This window comes from Pseudomonas sp. Kh14 (assembly GCF_900291005.1).
GTDB classification, from domain to species: Bacteria; Pseudomonadota; Gammaproteobacteria; order Pseudomonadales; family Pseudomonadaceae; genus Aquipseudomonas; species Aquipseudomonas alloputida.
This window is the reverse complement of the sequence record NZ_OLKJ01000014.1, coordinates 193,323-215,245: the sequence shown is the minus strand read 5'-3', so window position 1 is coordinate 215,245 and position 21,923 is coordinate 193,323. Positions and strand designations below refer to the sequence as shown.

Sequence of the window (21,923 nt, the reverse complement as noted above, 5' to 3'; positions counted from 1 at the left end):
GCCTGGTCGCCAACGTTCAGCGGCAAGGCACCGAACACACTGCCAGCGGAAACCCGCTGCAGGCCGTTGACGCGAATATCGGAGATGGTGAAGGACTCGGCGTGAACTTCAGCGATCATCAGTGCGGACATGACCGCAGTTAGCAGCAGACGTTTCATGAAGTCCTTTTATTCCAACTGGCAATAAACAACCTGCCGTCACAGAACGGCAGGTTCGCAATTGAGCGAAGCTTTATAGTCGACCCAGATCGTTGATCAGGGCGAGCAACATCACCCCTATGACCAAACTGATACCGATCTGAACCCCCCAACCTTGCACCCGATCCGACAGCGGACGACCGCGCGCCCACTCGACCAGGTAAAACAGCAAATGCCCCCCGTCCAGTACTGGAATGGGCAGCAGGTTAAGAACCCCCAGGCTTATGCTCAGGTAGGCCAGGAAATTCAGGAAATCCCCCACGCCGGACTGGGCTGAAGCGCCCGCCACTTTAGCAATGGTTATCGGTCCACTCAAGTTTTTTACCGAGAGCTCCCCGAACAGCATTTTCTTCAGCGATTCAAGGGTCAGGACGCTCATGTTCCAGGTACGCGACAAGCTCTCACCCACCGCATCCAGCGGGCCGTAGCTGATTTCGCGGAGCATGTTGGCAGGCCATTCGCCACCTTTGACGCCCGCGCCAAGATAGCCACCGACTGCCTTGCCCTCTCCCTTGCGGGCCAAGGTCACCGGCAGCTCCAGGGCAGCGCCATCGCGCTCCACTCGCACCACGACCTTGGCATCCGGGCGGGCGCGTACGCGGTCGACAACCTGCTGCCATTCGGTCACTGCCACATCATCCAGAGCCAGCAGCTTGTCACCGGTTTTCAGGCCCGCAGCGGCAGCCGGCCCCTTCGGATCGATCTCGGCCAGCAAAGGTGTGATCGCCGGTCGCCAAGGACGCAGCCCCAGGGATTGAATCGGGTCCGGCTCGTCGGCGCCCTTGAGCCAATTGTCCAGCTTGACCTGCAACTGACGCTCGGCGCTGGCGCCCTCATCGCGCACGCCAATCTGCAAGGTACCGCTCTCGCCCAGACGACGAACCAGCTGCAAATTGACCGCCGACCAACCGTTGGTCGGCTTGCCATCTACAGAAACGATTTCCTGACCTGCGGTCAGCCCCGCAGATGCTGCCAGGCTGCCACTGTCGACCGCGCCGATAACCGGGCGGATTTGCTGGGTACCCAGCATCGCCAGCACCCAGAAAAACAGGATAGCCAGCAGAAAATTGGCGATCGGGCCTGCCGCGACAATCGCAATACGCTGGCGCACCGACTTGCGGTTGAACGACTGCCCGGCCAGCGCCGGCGGCACATCGCCTTCGCGCTCGTCGAGCATCTTGACGTAGCCACCCAGAGGAATGGCCGCAACAACGAACTCGGTGCCGTGGCGATCATGCCACCGCAGCAGCGGCGTGCCGAAACCCACTGAGAAACGCAGCACCTTGACGCCGCAGCGGCGCGCCACCCAGAAGTGACCGAATTCGTGGAAAGTGACCAACACACCCAACGCCACGAGGGTGCCGATAATCATGTAGAGCGCTGTCATGTCCATCTCCGAATGATGTTCAGCGGGCCGGCATCCTGCCCAGCCCCCTCACGAACCTTGGCGGGGCTGCATCAGCGGCCGTGACGCCTCAGCCACTCACGGGAAAGCTCCCGGGCACGCTGATCGGCGGCAAACACCGCATCCAGCGACGGCAGCGGCACGACCGGTTCCTGGTCGAGTACCTGTTCGATCATACCCGCGATCTCCGGAAAGCGGATGCGCCGTTCAAGAAATGCCTGGACCGCGACTTCGTTGGCCGCATTGAGCACGGCAGGCGCGCTATTGCCAGCCTCGGCAGCCTGCCGCGCAAGGCGCAGGCAAGGGAAGCGTTGTTCGTCGGGCGCCTGGAAATCCAGACGGGCGATGGCGAACAGATCCAGAGGGGCAACCCCGGAATCGATCCGTTCCGGCCAGGCCAACGCGTTGGCGATCGGCGTACGCATGTCCGGGTTGCCCAACTGCGCGAGTACCGAACCGTCCACGTAGTCGACCAGCGAGTGGATCACGCTCTGTGGGTGCACCACCACCTCAACCTTGGACGGCACGGCATCGAACAACCAGCAGGCTTCGATCAACTCGAGGCCTTTGTTCATCATGCTGGCCGAATCCACGGAGATCTTGCGCCCCATGGACCAGTTGGGGTGCGCACAGGCTTGCTCCGGGGTCACGTCCAGCAGCGCCTCGACCGGCGTTTCGCGGAACGGCCCGCCGGACGCGGTAAGCAGGATCCGGCGCACACCGACGGCACTCAGGCCACGGGCATAGTCGCCTGGCATGCACTGGAAGATAGCGTTGTGTTCACTGTCGATCGGCAGCAGCACCGCACCCTTTTGCCGCACCGCCTCCATGAACAGCGCGCCCGACATCACAAGTGCTTCCTTGTTGGCCAGCAACACCTTCTTGCCTGCCTCGACTGCCGCCAGCGTGGGGCGCAGGCCGGCAGCACCGACAATGGCTGCCATCACTGCATCCACTTCAGCGGCCGACGCCACTTGGCAAAGCCCGGCCTCACCTTCCAGCACCTCGGTGGTGCAACCGGCCGCAGCCAGACTCGCACGCAACCTCACCGCCGCCTCAGTGCTCGGCACCACAGCGAATGCCGGACGATGACGCACGCATAGCGCCAACAGCTCGTCGACGCGCGAATAGCCAGTGAGGGCGAACGCTTGATAACGGTCAGGATGACGCGCAATCACATCCAGCGTGCTCAGGCCAATGGAGCCGGTAGCCCCGAGTACGGTAATACGCTGCGGGCGACTCACATCACACCCCATTCGGCAGCCCACAACAGCACGGCGAAAATCGGGATTGCCGCAGTCAGGCTGTCAATGCGATCGAGCACACCCCCATGCCCGGGCAGCAGATTGCTGCTGTCCTTGATACCTGAGCGACGCTTGAACATGCTCTCGGTCAGGTCACCGACCACCGAGGACATCACCAGCAACGCAGCGCCCAACAGGCCTAGCAGGATCTGACCAAAGCCCCAGTCGCGGCTGATGCCGACACCAAGGGTAATCAACAGGCTGACCGCCAGGCCACCGTACACGCCTTCCCAGCTCTTGCCCGGGCTGACCTGAGGAGCCAGCTTGCGCTTGCCGAATGCCCGGCCAGAGAAGTACGCACCGATGTCGGCAGCCCACACCAGCACCATGACGGACAGGATCAGCCAATTGCCCAGGGGCCAGTGCTTGAGCAGCACCAACCCTTGCCAGGCCGGTAGCAACACCAGCAGGCCGATCAACAACCGACAGGCAGCACTGGCCCACAGGTCGCCGCTGCGCGGGTAGGTAAGCACCAGCCAAGTGGCCAGCCCCCACCAGATCACGGCAGCGCCCAGCACCCAGGGTGCCAGCTCCGGAAGGATGTACAGCAGCATCAGCGCCCCCGCGACCACCGCTGCATAGGCAATGCGCAGGGGCTGGGCCATCAGCCCGGCAAGGCGCGCCCACTCCCAGGCACCGAGGGTCACTACGAAGCCGATGAACAGGGCGAAATCCCCGCCATTGAGCAGGAAGAAACCACCCAGCGCGACCGGCAGCAGGATCAGCGCAGTAATGATGCGTTGTTTAAGCATTAAGCACGAGCTCCAGCCTCGACCTGCTCGCTGGTCTTACCGAAGCGGCGCTGGCGCGAAGCGAAATCGGCCAGGGCATTGCGCATGGCCTCGTGTTTGAAGTCCGGCCAGTAGAGGTCGGAGAAGTACAACTCGGCATAGGCCAGCTGCCACAACAGGAAATTGCTGATGCGGTGCTCGCCACCGGTGCGAATGCACAGGTCCGGTAATGGCAGGTCGCCGGTTGCCAGGCAGGTCTGCAGCAGACCCGGGGTGATGTCTTCCGGGCGCAGGTGCCCGGCTTGCACTTCCCGCGCCAGCCGCTGGGCAGCCTGGGCGATATCCCACTGACCACCGTAGTTGGCTGCAATCTGCAGAATGAAACGGTTGTTGCCAGCGGTCACTGCCTCGGCCTCGCGCATGGCGGCCTGCAGCTCAGGATGGAAACGCGAACGGTCGCCGATGATGCGCAGGCTGATATTGTTCTCGTCAAGGCGCTTGGCCTCACGGCGCAGCGCCGAGAAGAACAACTCCATCAACGCACCGACCTCTTCGGCAGGGCGCTGCCAGTTCTCGCTGGAGAAGGCAAACAGGGTCAGTACCTCGACCCCGGACTTGGCACAGACTTCGATGACCGCGCGAACGGCATCCACACCCGCCTTGTGCCCGGCCACGCCGGGCAGCAGGCGTTTTTTCGCCCAGCGGTTGTTGCCATCCATGATGATCGCGACATGACGCGGCACCGAGGACGGCGCCGCTGGCTTGGTCTTTTCCATTAAAAAACCCCGGCCTTAGACGGCCATCAGGTCCTTTTCCTTGGCTTTGAAGGCAGCATCCACTTCGGCGACGAACTTGTCGGTCAGCTTCTGGATCTCGTCCGCGGCGCGACGCTCTTCGTCTTCGCTGATTTCCTTGTCCTTGGTCAGCTTTTTCAGGTCAGCCAGGGCGTCGCGGCGCACGTTGCGCACGGCCACCTTGGCATCCTCGGCAACACCGCTGGCCTGCTTGGTGTAGCCCTTGCGGGTTTCCTCGGTCAGGGCCGGCATCGGCACACGGATGGTGGTACCGGCACTGGACGGGTTAAGGCCCAGATCGGAGGTGAGGATGGCCTTTTCGATGGCAGCGCTGAGGTTCTTGTCGTGAGCGACAATCTTCAGGGTGCGGGCATCTTCGACGGTGATCGCGGCGACCTGGTTCAGCGGCATTTCGCTACCCCAGGCGGTAACCTTGACGCTGTCCAGGATGCTTGGGTGAGCGCGACCGGTGCGGATTGCAGCCAGGTTGCGGGACAGGGCTTCGATGGACTTGCCCATGCGCTCCTGCGCGTCTTTCTTGATGTCGTTGATCATGCTTGGCCTTCCTCGATCAGTGTGCCTTCAGCGCCACCCACCACGATGTTCAGCAGGGCGCCAGGCTTGTTCATGTTGAATACCCGCAATGGCATCTTGTGGTCACGGCACAGGCAGATTGCGGTCAGGTCCATCACACCCAGCTTGCGATCCAGAACCTCATCGTAGGTCAGGTGATCGAATTTCTCGGCATGCGGGTCCTTGAATGGATCGGCAGTGTACACACCATCGACCTTGGTCGCCTTCAGCACCACGTCAGCATCGATTTCGATGGCGCGCAGGCAGGCCGCGGAGTCGGTGGTGAAGAACGGGTTGCCGGTACCGGCGGAGAAAATTACCACATCCCCGGAGTTGAGGTGACGAATAGCTTTACGGCGATCGTAATGATCGGTGACACCCACCATGGAAATGGCCGACATGACCAGGGCCGGGATGTTCGAGCGCTCCAGCGCATCGCGCATGGCCAGGCCGTTCATCACGGTAGCCAGCATCCCCATGTGGTCACCCGTGACGCGGTCCATGCCGGCAGCGCTGAGCGCGGCGCCGCGGAACAGGTTGCCACCACCGATCACCAGGCCGACCTGGACGCCGATCCCTACCAACTGGCCAACTTCAAGCGCCATGCGATCCAGCACTTTCGGGTCGATCCCGAAGTCTTCCGAGCCCATCAGGGCCTCGCCGCTAAGTTTGAGCAAAATGCGTTTATAGCGAGGTTGGCGACCACTCACCTGCTGAGCCATTGCGAGTCTCTCCTGCGGCGTACTTTTAGAAAATTCGTGCGGGCTGCTTGCAGCCTGCTAACTGTAGCGTGGCACCGCTTCGGTGCCAGCGAAGAGGGAGTCGTATAAACCCCTCCCCGTTTTGACAAAGAGGCTGCGCGCGTGAGCGGGCAGCCTCTTTGGGGCGACAGACGGGGCTGTCTTACTGCTTGGCAGCAGCGACCTGAGCGGCAACTTCAGCAGCGAAGTCGTCGACTGGCTTCTCGATGCCTTCGCCTACTTTGAAGTAGGTGAAGGAAACGATTTCAGCACCGGCTTTCTTGGCCAGCTCGCCAACCTTGACTTCCGGGTTCATGACGAAGGCTTGCTCTTTCAGCGAGGCTTCGGCTTTGAACTTGGTGATACGACCGTTGATCATGTTCTCAACGATGTTTTCCGGCTTGCCGGCGATCTTGTCGGCGTTCAGCTGCAGGAAGACATTCTTCTCGCGCTCGATGGCCTCGGCGGAGATTTCCGACGAATCCAGGAACTCAGGGTTCGAAGCTGCAACGTGCATGGCGATGTTCTTCGCCAGCTCCACGTCACCGCCTTTCAGAACGACGACAGCGCCGATCTTGTTGCCGTGCAGGTAGGCACCGACAACGTCACCCTCAACGCGCACCAGGCGACGGATGTTGACGTTCTCGCCGCACTTGGCAACCAGGGCTTCACGAGCAGCTTCACGCGAGGCGATCAGCGGAGCGGCGTCGGTCAGCTTCTGGGCAAAGGCTTCTTCGAGGCTTTCGGCCACGAAGTTCTTGAAGTCGTCTTGCAGGGCCAGGAAGTCGGTCTGCGAGTTCACTTCCAGCAGGACGGCGGATGTACCGTCGGTCTTGACGGCGATAGCGCCTTCAGCAGCGACGTTGCCAGCCTTCTTGGCGGCCTTGATGGCGCCCGAGGCACGCATGTCGTCAATGGCTTTCTCGATGTCGCCGCCGGCCTTTTCCAGGGCCTTTTTGCAATCCATCATGCCTTCGCCGGTACGCTCGCGCAGTTCTTTTACCAGCGCTGCAGTAATTGCTGCCATTTCAAAATCCTCTTGGAAAGTTTTTCAACCATTCCACCCGTCAATCACGGGCGTTCAATTCTGCAAATCCGCTGTTTTCATTTCAGCAGGCCCATGATGCGGGGCCGATGCTGACAGCAGGATTTCAAGGTGGCAAAAAGGGGGCAAAGCCCCCTTTTTGCGTGCCAAGTAGACGCTAGCGCCTATTACTCAGCAGCAGGTGCAGCCGCTTCTTCAGCGTAAACTTCGGTGCCGCCGGCAACGTTGTTGCGGCCGCGGATGACTGCGTCAGCCATCGAAGTCATGTACAGCTCGATAGCGCGAATGGCGTCATCGTTACCTGGGATGATGTAGTCAACACCTTCCGGGCTGCTGTTGGTATCGACAACGCCGATAACCGGGATACCCAGTTTGTTGGCTTCGGTGATCGCGATGCGCTCGTGATCAACGTCGATAACGAACAGAGCGTCTGGCAGACCGCCCATGTCCTTGATGCCACCCAGGCTGCGATCCAGTTTTTCCAGGTCGCGGGAGCGCATCAGGGCTTCTTTCTTGGTCAGCTTGGCGAAAGTGCCGTCTTCGGCCTGGGTTTCCAGGTCGCGCAGACGCTTGATCGAAGCGCGGATGGTCTTGTAGTTGGTCAGCATGCCGCCCAACCAACGGTGGTCAACGTACGGCGAACCGCAACGAGCTGCTTGCTCGGCGACGATCTTGCCGGCGGAACGCTTGGTGCCGACGAACAGGATCTTGTTCTTGCCCTGGGCCAGGCGTTCTACGAACGACAGAGCGTCGTTGAACATTGGCAGGGTTTTTTCCAGGTTGACGATGTGGATCTTGTTACGCGCGCCGAAAATGTACTTGCCCATTTTCGGGTTCCAGTAACGGGTCTGGTGGCCGAAGTGCACACCGGCCTTCAGCATATCGCGCATGTTGACTTGGGACATGATAGTTCCTTGATAAGTCGGGTTGGGCCTCCACGTATCCCAATGACCAACCCGCGAATTCTGCAACTCGGGGCACCCAGGTCATCGTGTCGACACGTGTGTGGGTTAAGTGCTGACGGGGTCGTCCCCGAAAGCGGCGCATTTTATACCACAGACCGCGAGCGAACGGAACCCGGATACTGTTGCGTCTGTCAGCACTTTTTGCAGCACCCCGGCTTTCGCGCCAGAATGCCAGCTGTAGACAACAGCATGGCCGCCTTTATCCCGACCGATCGGCGCCCTGCTCTGCTAGAATCCGGCCTTTCCCGTTTGTTCGCGCCGTGCACGGCGCCGTAGAGAGCCTGTAATGACCGTCACCATCAAGACCGCAGAAGACATCGAGAAGATGCGCATCGCTGGCCGCCTGGCCGCCGAAGTGCTGGAAATGATCGAAGAACACGTCAAGCCCGGTGTCACCACCGAAGAGCTCGACCGCCTGTGCCACGATTATATCGTCAACGTTCAGCAGGCCATCCCGGCACCGCTCAACTACAAGGGCTACCCGAAGTCGATCTGCACCTCGATCAACCATGTGGTCTGCCACGGCATCCCCAACGACAAGCCGCTCAAGGACGGTGACACGCTCAATATCGACGTCACCGTGATCAAGGACGGCTACCACGGCGATACCAGCCGCATGTTCCACGTCGGTAACGTGCCGGTCTGGGCCGAGCGCCTGTCCAAGGTCACCCAGGAATGCATGTACAAGGCCATCGAGCTGGTCAAGCCGGGCTGCCGCCTGGGCGACATCGGTGAAGTGATCCAGAAGCACGCGGAAAAGAACGGTTTCTCGGTGGTACGCGAGTTCTGCGGTCATGGCATCGGCAAGGTGTTCCACGAAGAGCCGCAGATCCTCCACTATGGCCGCGCTGGCACGGGCATGGAGCTGAAGGAAGGCATGACCTTCACCATCGAGCCGATGATCAACCAGGGCAAGGCCGACACCAAGGTGCTGGGCGACGGCTGGACCGCCATCACCAAGGACCGCAAGCTCTCGGCCCAGTGGGAACACACTTTGGTGGTGACCGCGACCGGCTACGAGATCTTCACCCTGCGCAAGGACGACACCATCCCGCGCACTTCGGCCTGACCACACCCCGACAGGCCACCCACGACAGGAACGTGACGCGATGCCCCAGGTGGACCCCGAGCTGTTCGACCGTGGCCAGTTCCAGGCGGAACTGGCCCTCAAGGCGAGCCCCATCGCCGCCTTCAAGAAAGCCATCCGCCTGGCCGGCGAGGTGCTCGACAAACGTTTTCGCGCCGGCAGCGACATCCGCCCGCTGATCGAGGCCCGCGCCTGGCTCGTCGACAATATCCTGCAACAGGCGTGGAACCAGTTCGACTGGGGCGACCAGAGCGGCATTGCCCTGGTTGCGGTGGGCGGCTACGGGCGCGGTGAACTGCACCCGCACTCGGACATCGACCTGCTGATTCTGCTGGGCGCTGCCGAGCACGAGCAGTACCGCGACGCCATCGAGCGCTTTCTGACCTTGCTGTGGGACATTGGCCTGGAAGTCGGCCAGAGCGTGCGCACCGTCGACGAGTGCGCCGAACAGGCCCGCGCCGACCTGACGGTGATCACCAACCTGATGGAAAGCCGCACCATCGCCGGCCCCGAGGCCTTGCGCCAGCGCATGCTGGAAGTCACCAGCACCGCGCACATGTGGCCGAGCAAGGAGTTCTTCCTGGCCAAGCGCGCCGAACTCAAGGCCCGCCACCACAAGTACAACGACACCGAGTACAACCTCGAACCCAACGTCAAGGGTTCGCCAGGTGGCCTGCGTGACATCCAGACGGTCCTGTGGGTGGCCCGCCGCCAGTACGGGACGCTCAACCTGCACGCACTGGCCGGCGAAGGCTTCTTGCTGGAAAGCGAGAATGAACTGCTGGCTTCATCCCAGGACTTCCTCTGGAAAGTCCGTTATGCCCTGCACATGCTGGCCGGTCGCGCCGAAGACCGCCTGCTGTTCGACCACCAGCGCAGCATCGCCACGCTGCTGGGCTACAGCGATGAAAACCCCAAGCGGGCGATCGAACAGTTCATGCAGCAGTACTACCGGGTGGTGATGAGCATCAGCCAGCTGTGCGACCTGATCATCCAGCACTTCGAAGAGGTTATCCTCGCCGATGAGGAAAGTGGCAGCACCCAGCCGCTGAATGCGCGGTTCCGCCTGCATGACGGCTATATCGAGGCCACTCACCCGAACGTGTTCAAACGCACGCCATTCGCCATGCTGGAAATCTTCGTGCTGATGGCCCAACACCCCGAGATCAAGGGCGTGCGTGCCGATACCGTGCGCCTGCTGCGCGAACACCGCCACCTGATCGACGACACGTTCCGCACCGATATCCGCAATACCAGCCTGTTCATCGAGCTGTTCAAGTGCGAAATCGGCATCCACCGCAACCTGCGCCGGATGAACCGCTACGGCATTCTCGGCCGTTACCTGCCAGAGTTCGGCCTGATCGTCGGGCAGATGCAGCATGACCTGTTCCATATCTATACGGTCGACGCGCATACCCTCAACCTCATCAAGCACCTGCGCAAGCTGCAATACACGCCGGTGTCCGAGAAATTCCCGCTGGCCAGCAAGCTCATGGGGCGCCTGCCCAAACCCGAGCTGATCTACCTGGCCGGGCTGTACCACGACATCGGCAAGGGCCGCCAGGGCGACCACTCGGAAATCGGTGCAGTGGACGCGCAGAAGTTCTGCGAACGGCACCAGTTGCCGGCCTGGGACAGCCGCCTGATCGTCTGGCTGGTGCAGAACCACCTGGTGATGTCGACCACAGCTCAACGCAAGGACTTGTCCGACCCGCAGGTGATCAACGACTTTGCCCTGCACGTGGGCGACGAGACGCGCCTTGACTACCTGTACGTACTGACCGTGGCCGACATCAACGCCACCAACCCGAGCCTTTGGAACTCGTGGCGGGCCAGCCTGCTACGCCAGCTGTACACCGAAACCAAGCGCGCCCTGCGCCGGGGCCTGGAAAACCCGCTGGACCGCGAAGAGCAGATTCGCCAGACCCAGTCGTCAGCACTGGATATCCTGGTGCGTGAGGGCACCGACCCGGACGATGTCGAGCAGCTATGGGCGCAACTGGGCGATGACTATTTCCTCAAGCACACCGCCGCCGACGTGGCTTGGCACACGGATGCGATCCTGCAGCAACCGGCCGATGGCGGGCCGCTGGTGCTGATCAAGGAAACCACCCAGCGCGAGTTCGAAGGCGGCACGCAGATCTTCATCTATGCCCCCGACCAGCACGATTTCTTCGCCGTGACGGTGGCGGCCATGTCGCAGTTGAACCTGAACATCCACGACGCACGGATCATCACGTCGAGCAGCCAGTTCACCCTCGACACCTATATTGTGCTGGACAACGACGGTGGCTCGATCGGCGACAACCCGCAGCGGGTCAAGCAGATTCGCGATGGCCTGACCGAAGCCCTGCGCAACCCCGAGGACTACCCGACCATCATCCAGCGCCGCGTACCGCGCCAGCTCAAGCACTTCGACTTCCCGCCGCAAGTGACCATCCTCAACGATGCCCAGCGGCCGGTGACCATCCTCGAAATCACCGCGCCAGACCGCCCGGGCCTGCTGGCCCGGCTGGGGCGGATCTTCCTGGAGTTCGACCTGTCACTGCAAAACGCCAAGATCGCCACCCTCGGCGAGCGGGTAGAAGACGTGTTCTTCATTACCGATGCCGACAACCAGCCGCTGTCAGACCCGCAGCTGTGCAGCCGCCTGCAGGAAGCCATCGTACAGCAACTGCAGGCCGGTCAAGGTAGTGACACCAGCCAGACCCGCGTGACCTTTTAACGATTAGACGATTGACGAGACCTTGCGCCGATGAACCATGCCTTGACCCAGCTTCAGCCCTATCCGTTCGAAAAGCTTCGCGCCCTGCTGGGCAGCGTGAAGCCTGCGGCGGACAAACGCGCCATCGCCCTGTCGATCGGTGAGCCGAAGCACGAATCGCCGGCGTTCGTTGCCCAGGCCATGGTCGACAACCTCGACAAGCTGGCGGTTTACCCCAGCACCCTTGGTTTGCCAGCCCTGCGCCAGGCCATCGGCCAGTGGTGCGAACGACGCTTTGGCGTGCCCGCCGGCTGGCTGGACGCCGACCGCCACATTCTCCCGGTCAACGGCACCCGTGAAGCGCTGTTCGCCTTCACCCAGGCCGTGGTCAACCGCGCCGATGACGGCCTGGTGATCAGCCCCAACCCGTTCTACCAGATCTACGAAGGCGCAGCGCTGCTGGCCGGTGCCACCCCGCACTACCTGCCGTGCCTGGAAAACAACGGTTTCAACCCAGACTTCGACGCCGTACCGGCCGAGGTGTGGAAGCGTTGCCAGATCCTGTTCCTGTGCTCGCCGGGCAACCCTACCGGTGCGCTGGTGCCGATGAACACCCTGAAGAAGCTGATTGCCCTGGCTGACGAACACGACTTCGTGATCGCCGCCGACGAGTGCTACAGCGAGCTGTACTTCGACGAGGATGCGCCACCGCCAGGCCTGCTGTCGGCATGCGCCGAGCTTGGTCGTAGCGATTTTGCGCGCTGCGTGGTGTTCCACAGCCTGTCCAAGCGTTCCAACCTGCCAGGGCTGCGCTCGGGCTTCGTCGCGGGCGATGCCCAGATCATCAAGCCGTTTCTGCTGTACCGCACCTACCACGGCTGCGCGATGCCAGTGCAAACCCAGCTGGCCAGCATCGCCGCCTGGCAGGACGAGGCGCATGTGCGCGAGAACCGCGACCAATACCGGGCCAAGTACGATGCCGTGCTGGATATTCTGCAGCCGGTACTGGACGTGCAGCGCCCGGACGGCAGTTTCTACCTGTGGGCCAAGGTACCGGGCGACGATGCCGAGTTCACCCGCGACCTGTTCGAAGCCCAGCATGTGACCGTGGTTCCGGGGTCGTACCTGTCGCGTGAAGTGGATGGGGTGAACCCGGGTGCCGGGCGCGTGCGCATGGCACTGGTTGCACCGCTGGCCGAATGCATCGAAGCGGCGGAGCGGATTCGCGCCTTCCTGCAAAACCGCTGATCAACCCCTTCGCGGGCACGCCCGCTCCCACAGGTACTGCGCTGATTTCAAGCGCAGCGCAGTACCCGTGGGAGCGGGCGTGCCCGCGAAGGGCCTTGATAGGGTCTACTTGACCTGCCCCAGGTTCGCCTCACTCATATCCAGCTCACCCAGTACTTGCCGCACCACCTCATCCCCCACCAGGTGCTGGCGATGCAGGTTGTACAACTCCAACCGCTGCGCCCTCAGGGCACGCAAACGTAAACGCCGCTCCAACAAGTCCATCTGTGCGGCCAGGGCCTTGGCTTCGGCACTGTCGTTGTAACTGTCCAGCTCATCCCGGTATTCAGCCATCAAGCGCGCCTTCAGCTCGGTCGCCAAGGTTGCCTGCGCAGCGTCCTGCGGGGCGTTGCTGTCGATCACCTCTTCTGCCTCCAAGGCATGAATCGCCGCCTCGGCTGTGCGCCGCCAGGCTTCCTGCACCTCTTGGTGCAAGCGCTCGTCAGGGCTCTTGGTCACCCCTCGCAGTAACAGCGGCAGCGCGATGCAGGCACTGATCAACGACAGCAGTATTACCCCCGCAGCAATGAAGATAAGCAGGTCACGCTCCGGGAAAGCTGTACCAGCCCCTATCAGCAACGGGATCGACATGACACCCGCCAGGGTGACCGCGCCGCGCACACCACCCAAGGTCAGCAACCAGCAGGAACGCGCCGTAGGCATCAGCACCAATGCCGGCTTGCCGCGCCAGCGACGTACCACACCGATTGAGCGCCAGATACTCTGGACCCAGATGAACCGCAACAGAATCAGTGCGGCAAAGATCGCCACCACGTCCAGGCAGCGGTAGGCCAATGTCGGCCAGAGGGTCGCTTCGTGGCTGACCACAGCCTTGATGATGTCTGGCAACTGCAAGCCCAACAACAGGAAGATCAGGCCATTGAAGGCAAACTCCAGCAACGACCAGACACTGCGGTTGAGCAGGCGGGTACTGGTCTGACGCGGCAGCAGGTCGAGCCAGCTCTGCATCATGCCGGCCGCCACCGCCGAGAGAATACCCGAAACGCCCAGGCGCTCGGCCAGCACGTAGGCTGCGAACGGCAGCAGCAACATGAACACCACGTGGGTAGCCGGATCGTCCCAGCCCCGGGTGATCATCCACATGCGCAGGCGACCGATCAACCAGCTCAGTACCACGCCCACCGCAAGGCCGCCCAGTGCGACCAACACGAAGCTGAAGCTGGCGTCAGCCAACGAAAACACCCCGGTGATCGCCGCCGCCAAGGCGAACTTGAAGGTTACCAGGCCCGACGCGTCGTTCATCAGCGCCTCGCCCTGCAGCATGTGCATCAGGGGAGTGGGCAGGCGGTCCTGGGCAATGGCCGAAACGGCCACGGCGTCGGTCGGCGAAAGCACTGCGGCCAGGGCGAAGGCAACCGGCAACGGGATGCTCGGCAGCAACCAGTGGATGAAATAACCGGCACCGACCACGGTGAACAACACCAGCCCCACGGCCAGCGCCACTACCGGGCCACGAATGCGCCATAACTCACGCTTGGGGATGCGCCAGCCGTCGGCGAACAGCAGCGGAGGCAGAAACAGGAACAGGAACAATTCGGGGTCAAGGGCTACATGCAGGCCCAGCGTCGGCCACGCCAGCAAGGCACCGGCGGCAATCTGTACCAGCGGCAATGGCAGCGGGATCACACGGCCGACCAGCTTCGACAGGCTGACCAGCGTCAGCAGGATGAGGACGGTGTAGGCGGACTGCATCCGGTAAGGCTTCCTTTGTGAACCAGAAACGACAACGGGGCGAAACATCGCCATTGGAACAATATGTTAGCGGCGACCGACGATTCGGGGCCGCTGCACGATAGTCGCAGGTGGAGGTTGAATATGTAACATGATGATACTTAGGTTTGATGGTAGGGCCTGCCTTGAGTCTTGTAGCGCCTTTGAGATCGAGCGCCGCCAGGTTCCCGGCTTAAGACATACAGCGCCTTTGAGATCGAGCGCCGCCCGCGCGGCGCTTCGCGGGTAAACCCGCTCCTACGTTTGTTTCGGGCCAGTATCGCCTGTGCCAGACCCGCGCGACCGCCTTGTTTGTACGACGCGATATCGAGGCGTGCGCCAAGGCGTTCGCGCGCAAATGCCACAGGCATAACTGGCCAGAAACAAACGTAGGAGCGGGTTTACCCGCGAAGCGCCGCGCGGGCGGCGCTCGATCTCAAAGGCGCTACAAGACTCAAGGCAGACCTGACCACGCCCCACCAAACCCCAAGACTTGCACACCCGTGGCGCTCCCAGTCTCGTTCCCGCATAATCCCGCGACTGACATCGAAAAACGGAGAGATTGGGGCGACTTGTAACCCCAATGTACACAATGACCTACACGCTCTACGGCATCAAAGCCTGTGACACCATGAAAAAGGCGCGTACCTGGCTCGAAGACAAAGCCATCGCCTACGAATTCCACGATTACAAAACCCAAGGCATCGACCGCGACAGCCTGAACCGCTGGTGCGACGAACACGGCTGGGAAGTCATCCTCAACCGTGCCGGCACCACCTTCCGCAAGCTGGACGACGCCAGCAAGGCAGACCTCGACCAGGCCAAGGCCGTCGAGCTGATGCTGGCCCAGCCGTCGATGATCAAACGCCCGGTACTCGACCTTGGCGCGCGTACCCTGGTTGGCTTCAAGCCCGACCTGTACGCCGCTGCCCTGGCCTGAGCCCCTACCCTATTTCGCACGAGGTAATCACATGTCCAATACCCTGTTCAGCCTGGCCTTCGGTGTCGGCTCCCAGAACCGCCAGGGCGCCTGGCTGGAAGTGTTCTACGCACAACCACTGCTCAACCCGAGCGCCGAACTGGTTGCTGCAGTAGCCCCTGTTCTCGGTTACGAAGGTGGTAACCAGGCCATCGCCTTCAGCAACGCCCAGGCCGCGCAACTGGCCGAAGCCGTGAAAGGCGTGGACGCCGCGCAAGCCGCACTGCTGACCCGCCTGGCAGAGAGCCACAAGCCGCTGGTCGCCACCCTGCTGGCCGAAGACGCTGCCCTGAGCTCGACCCCAGAGGCCTACCTCAAGCTGCACCTGCTGTCGCACCGCCTGGTCAAGCCGCATGGCGTAAGCCTGGCCGGCATCTTCCCGCTGCTGCCGAACGTGGCCTGGACCAACCAGGGCGCAGTCGACCTGGGCGAGCTGGCCGAACTGCAACTGGAAGCACGCCTGAAGGGCGAGCTGCTGGAAGTGTTCTCGGTGGACAAGTTCCCGAAAATGACCGACTACGTGGTTCCGGCCGGCGTGCGTATCGCCGACACCGCCCGTGTGCGCCTGGGCGCCTACATTGGCGAAGGCACCACCATCATGCACGAAGGCTTCGTCAACTTTAACGCGGGTACCGAAGGCCCGGGCATGATCGAAGGCCGCGTTTCCGCGGGCGTATTCGTCGGCAAGGGCTCGGACCTGGGCGGCGGCTGCTCGACCATGGGCACCCTGTCCGGTGGCGGCAACATCGTCATCAAAGTAGGCGAAGGCTGCCTGATCGGCGCCAACGCCGGTATCGGTATTCCGCTGGGCGACCGCAACACTGTCGAAGCCGGCCTGTACATCACCGCGGGCACCAAGGTGAACCTGCTGGACGAGAACAACGAACTGGTCAAAGTGGTCAAGGCCCGCGACCTGGCCGGCCAGACCGACCTGCTGTTCCGCCGCAACTCGCTGAACGGCGCGGTAGAGTGCAAGACCCACAAGTCGGCCATCGAGCTGAACGAAGCGCTGCACGCTCACAACTGAGAACCCTGCCGGGTTTGAGGTGTTAAGATCGGGTCTGGCGCCAATGCACCAGACCCGATTTTCATTCCAGGCCTCGCAAACATGTTCCAGCCCTCTCCCTGGCGTGCCGACTTCCCCGCCATCGCCGCCCTGCAACGGCAGCACCAGACTTATCTGGACAGCGCCGCCACCACCCAGAAGCCGCAAGCCTTGCTCGATGCCCTGAGCCATTACTACGGCCATGGCGCAGCCAACGTGCACCGTGCCCAGCATTTGCCAGGTGCGCTGGCGACCCAGGCCTTCGAAACCAGCCGCGACAAAGTCGCCGCCTGGCTCAATGCCGCAGACTCGCGGCAGATCGTGTTCACCCACGGCGCCACCTCGGCACTGAACCTGCTGGCCTATGGCCTGGAGCACCGCCTCGAAGCCGGTGACGAAATTGCCATCAGTGCCCTGGAGCACCATGCCAACCTGCTGCCCTGGCAACAGCTGGCGTACCGGCGCAACCTGCGCCTGGTGGTGCTGCCACTGGACGCCCATGGTCGTATCGACCAGGACCAGGCACTGCAACTGATCGGCCCGCGCACCCGAGTACTCGCCATCAGCCAGCTGTCCAACGTGCTGGGTACCTGGCAACCGCTGCCTGCGCTGCTGGCCCATGCCCGCGCCCAGGGCGCGCTGACGGTGGTCGATGGTGCCCAGGGCGTGGTGCATGGTCGCCAGGACATGCAGCAACTGGGCTGCGACTTCTATGTGTTTTCCAGCCACAAGCTGTACGGCCCGGACGGCGTCGGCGTGCTCTATGGCCGCGCCCAGGCCCTGGCGCTGTTGCGCCACTGGCAGTTCGGTGGCGAGATGGTGCAGCTGGCCGAGTACCACAGCGCCAGCTTCCGTCCCGCGCCCCTGGGCTTCGAAGCGGGTACGCCACCGATTGCCGGGGTGATCGGCCTGGGTGCGACACTGGACTATCTGGCCAGCCTCGATGCCCATGCGGTCGCAGCGCATGAAGCCAGCCTGCACCAGCACCTGCTGCGTGGCCTGGGCGACCGCGAGGGCGTGCGGGTGTTGGGCACACCGCAGGCGGCCCTGGCCAGTTTCGTCATCGAGGGCGTGCACAACGCCGATATCGCTCACCTGCTGACTGAACAGGGCATTGCCGTGCGTGCGGGTCACCACTGCGCCATGCCACTGCTGAAGGGGCTGGGGCTGGAAGGCGCGATACGGGTATCGCTGGGTTTGTACAACGACAGCGATGACGTGCAGCGTTTCTTCGACGCGCTGGACCAAGGCCTGGAGCTGTTGCGATGAGCCTGCCGGAACAGGCGCACCAAGCGCTGGAAGCTTTTCAACAGGGCAAAGGCTGGGAACAGCGTGCGCGGCTGCTGATGCAGTGGGGTGACCGCCTGGAGCCGCTGGCAGACGCCGAAAAGACCGAGGCCAACCGGGTGCATGGCTGCGAGAGCCTGGTGTGGCTGGTGGCCGAGCAGATCGAGGGCGTGTGGCGGTTCAAGGCCAGCAGCGATGCCCGCTTGTTGCGTGGGCTGCTGGCGCTGTTGCTGGTGCGGGTGCAGGGACTGGCCAGTGAGGAGCTGGCCGGGATTGATCTGCGCGAGTGGTTTACCCAGCTCGGGCTGGAACGCCAACTGTCGCCGTCGCGCAGCAATGGGCTGCATGCGGTGTTGCAGCGGATGGCGGAGTTGGCGTCCAACCGCTGAATCGGCGCCGGTTTCTTCGCGGGCCTGCCCGCTCCCACAGGTACGGCATCATGCTTGAGAGAGATGCAGTACCTGTGGAAGCGGTCGGGCCCGTGAAGACGCCCACGCGGTCTATTCAGGCTTTACCCGTTCCGACGGCCGGCGCGCTCCAGCCACCAGTTTTTCTATCGCCTTGCTCGCCGCTACCATGCCAAAGGTCGCGGTCACCATCATCACTGCACCAAAGCCACCCGAGCAGTCCAGCCGCACGCCCTCACCGACAAAGCTTTTCTGCAGGCAAACGCTGCCATCCCCCTTGGGGTAACGCAGCTGCTCACTGGAGAATACGCACGGCACGCCATAGTTGCGGCTGACATTACGCGAGAAGTTGTAGTCGCGGCGCAGGGTGGAACGCACCCGTGAAGCCAATGGGTCGTTGAAGGTCTTGTTCAGGTCGGCGATCTGGATCTGCGTCGGGTCGATCTGCCCGCCCGCGCCACCGGTAGTGACAATGGCAATCTTGCGCCGCCGACACCAGGCGATCAACGCCGCCTTGGACATGACGCTGTCGATGCAGTCGATCACGCAATCGAGATGCTCGGTGATGTACTCGGCCATGGTCTCGCGGGTGACGAAGTCGGCCACCGCATGCACCGTACACCCTGGGTTGATCGCCCGCAGGCGCTCGGCCATGACCTCGACCTTGGGCCGCCCCACCTGCCCTTCCAGCGCATGGGCCTGGCGGTTGGTGTTACTGACGCAGACATCGTCCAGGTCGAACAAGGTGATCTCGCCCACGCCGCTGCGTGCCAGTGCTTCGGCCACCCACGAGCCCACCCCGCCAATACCGACCACAGCCACATGGGCCTGGCCCAGACGTTGCAGCCCCTGGTCGCCATACAGCCGGGCAACGCCGGCAAAGCGTGGATCTTCTGTGCTCATGTTCATACCCCAAAAAACCGGCGCGCATTATATGCCAGTGGACCCTTGGCCTGCATCGTTAGGAAAGAGACTGCCAACCCTGCTTTAATGTCCTATCACTTCCACATGAATGGACGACGATGTCTTCACGTAAATTCGGCCTGAACCTGGTAGTGGTGCTGGCCATCGCCGCACTGTTCACCGGGTTCTGGGCACTGATCAACCGCCCGGTCTCCGCCCCCGCCTGGCCAGAACAGATCTCTGGCTTTTCGTATTCGCCGTTCCGCCTGGGCGAAAGCCCACAGAAGGGTCAGTACCCCACTGACGACGAAATGCGCCAGGACCTGGAGCAACTGAGCAAGCTGACCGACAGCATCCGTATCTATACCGTGGAAGGTACCCAGGCCGACGTCCCGCGCCTGGCCGAGGAGTTCGGCCTGCGGGTGACGCTGGGGATATGGATCAGCCCGGACCTGGAGCGCAACGAGCGCGAAATCGCCACGGCCATCCAGCTGGCCAACACGTCGCGCAGCGTGGTGCGGGTGGTGGTCGGCAACGAGGCGCTGTTCCGTGAAGAAGTCACACCGGAAAACCTGATCAAATACCTGGACCGCGTACGCGCAGCCGTGAAGGTGCCCGTGACCACCAGTGAACAATGGCACATCTGGAAGGAACATCCTGAGCTGGCCAGGCACGTCGACCTGATTGCCGCGCACATCCTGCCCTACTGGGAGTTCGTGCCGATGAAGGATTCGGTCGAGTTCGTCCTCGACCGCGCCCGTGAACTGAAGCATCAGTTCCCGCGCAAACCCCTGCTGCTGTCGGAAGTCGGCTGGCCGAGCAACGGCCGCATGCGCGGCGGTGCCGATGCCACACAGGCCGACCAGGCCATCTACTTGCGCACCCTGGTCAACACCCTCAACCGCCGTGGCTACAACTACTTTGTCATTGAAGCCTATGACCAACCCTGGAAGGCCAGCGACGAAGGTTCGGTAGGCGCCTACTGGGGCGTCTACAACGCCGAGCGGCAGCAGAAGTTCAACTTCGACGGCCCCGTGGTGGCGATCCCGCAGTGGCGGGCCCTGGCAGTGGCGTCGGTGGTGCTGGCAGTGATCGCCCTGATGGTGCTGTTCATCGATGGCTCGGCCTTGCGCCAGCGTGGCCGTACCTTCCTGACGTTCATCACCTTCCTGTGCGGGTCGGTGCTGGTGTGGATCGCCTATGACTACAGCCAGCAATACAGCACCTGGTTCAGCCTGACCGTGGGCGTGCTGCTGGCCCTCGGCGCGCTGGGCGTGTTCATCGTGCTGCTCACCGAGGCCCACGAACTGGCCGAGGCGGTCTGGATACGCAAGCGCCGACGCGAATTCCTGCCCGTGCAGGCCGACAGTGCCTACCGGCCCAAGGTGTCGGTGCATGTGCCGTGCTACAACGAGCCACCTGAGATGGTGAAACAGACCCTGGACGCCCTGGCCGCCCTGGACTACCCCGACTACGAAGTGCTGGTGATCGACAACAACACCAAGGACCCGGCCGTGTGGGAGCCGCTCAAGGCCCACTGCGAAAAGCTTGGCGAGCGCTTCAAGTTCTTCCACGTCGCGCCTCTGGCCGGCTTCAAGGGTGGCGCGCTGAATTACCTGATCCCGCACACGGCCAAGGACGCCGAAGTGATCGCGGTAATCGACTCGGACTACTGCGTCGACCGCAACTGGCTCAAGCACATGGTGCCGCACTTCTCCGACCCGAAAATTGCCGTGGTGCAGTCACCGCAGGATTACCGCGACCAGCACGAAAGCGCCTTCAAGAAGCTGTGCTACAGCGAATACAAGGGCTTCTTCCACATCGGTATGGTCACCCGCAACGACCGTGACGCGATCATCCAGCACGGCACCATGACCATGACCCGGCGCAGTGTGCTGGAAGAACTGGGCTGGGCCGAGTGGTGCATCTGCGAGGACGCCGAACTGGGCCTGCGCGTGTTCGAGAAAGGCCTGTCCGCCGCCTACGCCCACAACAGCTACGGCAAAGGCCTGATGCCCGACACCTTCATTGACTTCAAGAAGCAACGCTTCCGCTGGGCCTACGGCGCCATCCAGATCATCAAGCACCACGCCGGCGCGCTGCTGCGCGGCAAAGGCAGCCAGCTGACCCGTGGCCAGCGCTACCACTTCCTGGCCGGCTGGCTACCGTGGATCGCCGATGGCATGAACATCTTCTTCACCATCGGCGCGCTGCTGTGGTCGGCGGCGATGATCATCGTGCCGCATCGGGTCGATCCGCCCCTGATGATCTTCGCCATCCCGCCGCTGGCGCTGTTCTTCTTCAAGGTCGGCAAGATCATCTTCCTGTACCGCCGAGCGGTGGGGGTGAACCTCAAGGATGCCTTCGCAGCTGCGCTGGCCGGGCTGGCGCTGTCGCACACCATCGCCAAGGCGGTACTGTATGGTTTCTTCACCAGCAGCATGCCGTTCTTCCGAACGCCGAAGAACGCTGACAGCCATGGGTTGCTGGTGGCGATTTCCGAAGCCCGTGAAGAGCTGTTCATCATGTTGATGCTGTGGGGCGCGGCGCTGGGCATCTACCTGGTGCAGGGGCTTCCGAGTTCGGACATGCGCTTCTGGGTGGCGATGTTGCTGGTGCAGTCGTTGCCTTATGTGGCTGCGCTGGTGATGGCGTTCCTGTCGTCGCTGCCCAAGCCCGCAGAAAAGGCTGCCGAAGCGCAGCAGGCTTGAAGCTGCCTGGGCTGACCTGTGCAGCCCA

The 21,923-nt window shown here is 62.5% G+C and carries 18 protein-coding genes and 1 pseudogene; 8 read left to right on the top strand and 11 right to left on the bottom strand.

Translation table 11 applies throughout. The annotated features are described in order from the left end of the window. The 9 genes and pseudogenes from FQ668_RS07180 to rpsB form a co-directional block, all read right to left on the bottom strand. Positions 1 to 158, bottom strand: a pseudogene (locus tag FQ668_RS07180) (outer membrane assembly protein); the annotation flags it as partial. A gap of 73 nt (positions 159 to 231) precedes the next feature. Continuing rightward, positions 232 to 1,584 carry an RIP metalloprotease RseP gene (rseP, locus tag FQ668_RS07175; protein WP_144179946.1) on the bottom strand — a complete coding sequence of 451 codons (1,353 nt, stop codon included), beginning with the start codon at positions 1,582 to 1,584 and terminating at the stop codon, positions 232 to 234. A gap of 71 nt (positions 1,585 to 1,655) precedes the next feature. Beyond that, positions 1,656 to 2,846 (bottom strand): 1-deoxy-D-xylulose-5-phosphate reductoisomerase, encoded by a 1,191-nt coding sequence (ispC, locus tag FQ668_RS07170; protein ID WP_014592140.1) that lies wholly within the window; start codon positions 2,844 to 2,846, stop codon positions 1,656 to 1,658. Continuing rightward, positions 2,843 to 3,658 carry a phosphatidate cytidylyltransferase gene (locus FQ668_RS07165; RefSeq protein WP_014592141.1) on the bottom strand — a complete coding sequence of 272 codons (816 nt, stop codon included), beginning with the start codon at positions 3,656 to 3,658 and terminating at the stop codon, positions 2,843 to 2,845. The genes ispC and FQ668_RS07165 overlap by 4 nt, the downstream gene beginning before the upstream one ends. Next, positions 3,658 to 4,413, bottom strand: a complete 756-nt coding sequence (uppS, locus tag FQ668_RS07160; protein WP_010952675.1) for a polyprenyl diphosphate synthase — start codon at positions 4,411 to 4,413, stop codon at positions 3,658 to 3,660. The genes FQ668_RS07165 and uppS overlap by 1 nt, the downstream gene beginning before the upstream one ends. A gap of 15 nt (positions 4,414 to 4,428) precedes the next feature. Next, positions 4,429 to 4,986, bottom strand: a complete 558-nt coding sequence (frr, locus tag FQ668_RS07155; RefSeq protein ID WP_003252296.1) for a ribosome recycling factor — start codon at positions 4,984 to 4,986, stop codon at positions 4,429 to 4,431. After that, positions 4,983 to 5,726 carry a UMP kinase gene (pyrH, locus tag FQ668_RS07150; RefSeq protein ID WP_003252294.1) on the bottom strand — a complete coding sequence of 248 codons (744 nt, stop codon included), beginning with the start codon at positions 5,724 to 5,726 and terminating at the stop codon, positions 4,983 to 4,985. The genes frr and pyrH overlap by 4 nt, the downstream gene beginning before the upstream one ends. Positions 5,727 to 5,907: 181 nt before the next feature. Continuing rightward, the gene (tsf, locus tag FQ668_RS07145) at positions 5,908 to 6,771 is read right to left on the bottom strand and encodes a translation elongation factor Ts (protein ID WP_003252290.1); all 864 of its coding nucleotides are present in this window, start codon (positions 6,769 to 6,771) and stop codon (positions 5,908 to 5,910) included. Between the two features lie 185 nt (positions 6,772 to 6,956). Then, positions 6,957 to 7,694: a 30S ribosomal protein S2 gene (gene rpsB / locus FQ668_RS07140; RefSeq protein ID WP_003252287.1), complete on the bottom strand. Its 738-nt coding sequence runs from the start codon at positions 7,692 to 7,694 to the stop codon at positions 6,957 to 6,959. Between the two features lie 346 nt (positions 7,695 to 8,040). On the opposite strand from rpsB, the gene map reads away from it, so the two are divergent. Genes map through dapC form a run of 3 tightly spaced genes read left to right on the top strand, consistent with a single transcriptional unit; the run spans position 8,041 to position 12,793 of the window. Continuing rightward, positions 8,041 to 8,823: a type I methionyl aminopeptidase gene (gene map / locus FQ668_RS07135; protein WP_003252286.1), complete on the top strand. Its 783-nt coding sequence runs from the start codon at positions 8,041 to 8,043 to the stop codon at positions 8,821 to 8,823. A 40-nt stretch (positions 8,824 to 8,863) separates the two neighbouring features. Beyond that, on the top strand, positions 8,864 to 11,566 hold the full coding sequence (locus tag FQ668_RS07130) for a [protein-PII] uridylyltransferase (protein ID WP_010952673.1): 2,703 nt from the start codon (positions 8,864 to 8,866) through the stop codon (positions 11,564 to 11,566). A gap of 30 nt (positions 11,567 to 11,596) precedes the next feature. Next, positions 11,597 to 12,793: a succinyldiaminopimelate transaminase gene (gene dapC, locus FQ668_RS07125; RefSeq protein ID WP_019437285.1), complete on the top strand. Its 1,197-nt coding sequence runs from the start codon at positions 11,597 to 11,599 to the stop codon at positions 12,791 to 12,793. 105 nt (positions 12,794 to 12,898) lie between these two features. Here dapC and FQ668_RS07120 read toward each other — a convergent pair whose 3' ends face one another. Continuing rightward, positions 12,899 to 14,545, bottom strand: a complete 1,647-nt coding sequence (locus FQ668_RS07120) for a Na+/H+ antiporter (RefSeq protein ID WP_014592142.1) — start codon at positions 14,543 to 14,545, stop codon at positions 12,899 to 12,901. A gap of 610 nt (positions 14,546 to 15,155) precedes the next feature. On the opposite strand from FQ668_RS07120, the gene FQ668_RS07115 reads away from it, so the two are divergent. The 4 genes from FQ668_RS07115 (at position 15,156) to FQ668_RS07100 (ending at position 18,263) form a co-directional block, all read left to right on the top strand. Then, positions 15,156 to 15,503: an ArsC family reductase gene (locus FQ668_RS07115; RefSeq protein ID WP_003252272.1), complete on the top strand. Its 348-nt coding sequence runs from the start codon at positions 15,156 to 15,158 to the stop codon at positions 15,501 to 15,503. A gap of 31 nt (positions 15,504 to 15,534) precedes the next feature. Then, positions 15,535 to 16,569, top strand: coding sequence for a 2,3,4,5-tetrahydropyridine-2,6-dicarboxylate N-succinyltransferase (gene dapD, locus FQ668_RS07110; RefSeq protein ID WP_019437665.1), 1,035 nt, complete (start codon positions 15,535 to 15,537; stop codon positions 16,567 to 16,569). 81 nt (positions 16,570 to 16,650) lie between these two features. Next, positions 16,651 to 17,856 carry a cysteine desulfurase gene (locus tag FQ668_RS07105; protein ID WP_019437666.1) on the top strand — a complete coding sequence of 402 codons (1,206 nt, stop codon included), beginning with the start codon at positions 16,651 to 16,653 and terminating at the stop codon, positions 17,854 to 17,856. Then, positions 17,853 to 18,263: a SufE family protein gene (locus tag FQ668_RS07100; RefSeq protein ID WP_003252266.1), complete on the top strand. Its 411-nt coding sequence runs from the start codon at positions 17,853 to 17,855 to the stop codon at positions 18,261 to 18,263. Before FQ668_RS07105 ends, FQ668_RS07100 begins: the two co-directional genes overlap by 4 nt. A 111-nt stretch (positions 18,264 to 18,374) precedes the next feature. On the opposite strand, the gene tcdA is transcribed toward FQ668_RS07100, so the two are convergent. Beyond that, positions 18,375 to 19,184 (bottom strand): tRNA cyclic N6-threonylcarbamoyladenosine(37) synthase TcdA, encoded by an 810-nt coding sequence (tcdA, locus tag FQ668_RS07095; protein WP_178095667.1) that lies wholly within the window; start codon positions 19,182 to 19,184, stop codon positions 18,375 to 18,377. Positions 19,185 to 19,303: 119 nt separating this feature from the next. Here tcdA and FQ668_RS07090 point away from each other — a divergent pair, with 119 nt between their 5' ends. Then, positions 19,304 to 21,895 (top strand): glycosyltransferase, encoded by a 2,592-nt coding sequence (locus tag FQ668_RS07090; protein ID WP_019437668.1) that lies wholly within the window; start codon positions 19,304 to 19,306, stop codon positions 21,893 to 21,895. Positions 21,896 to 21,923: the final 28 nt, after the last annotated feature.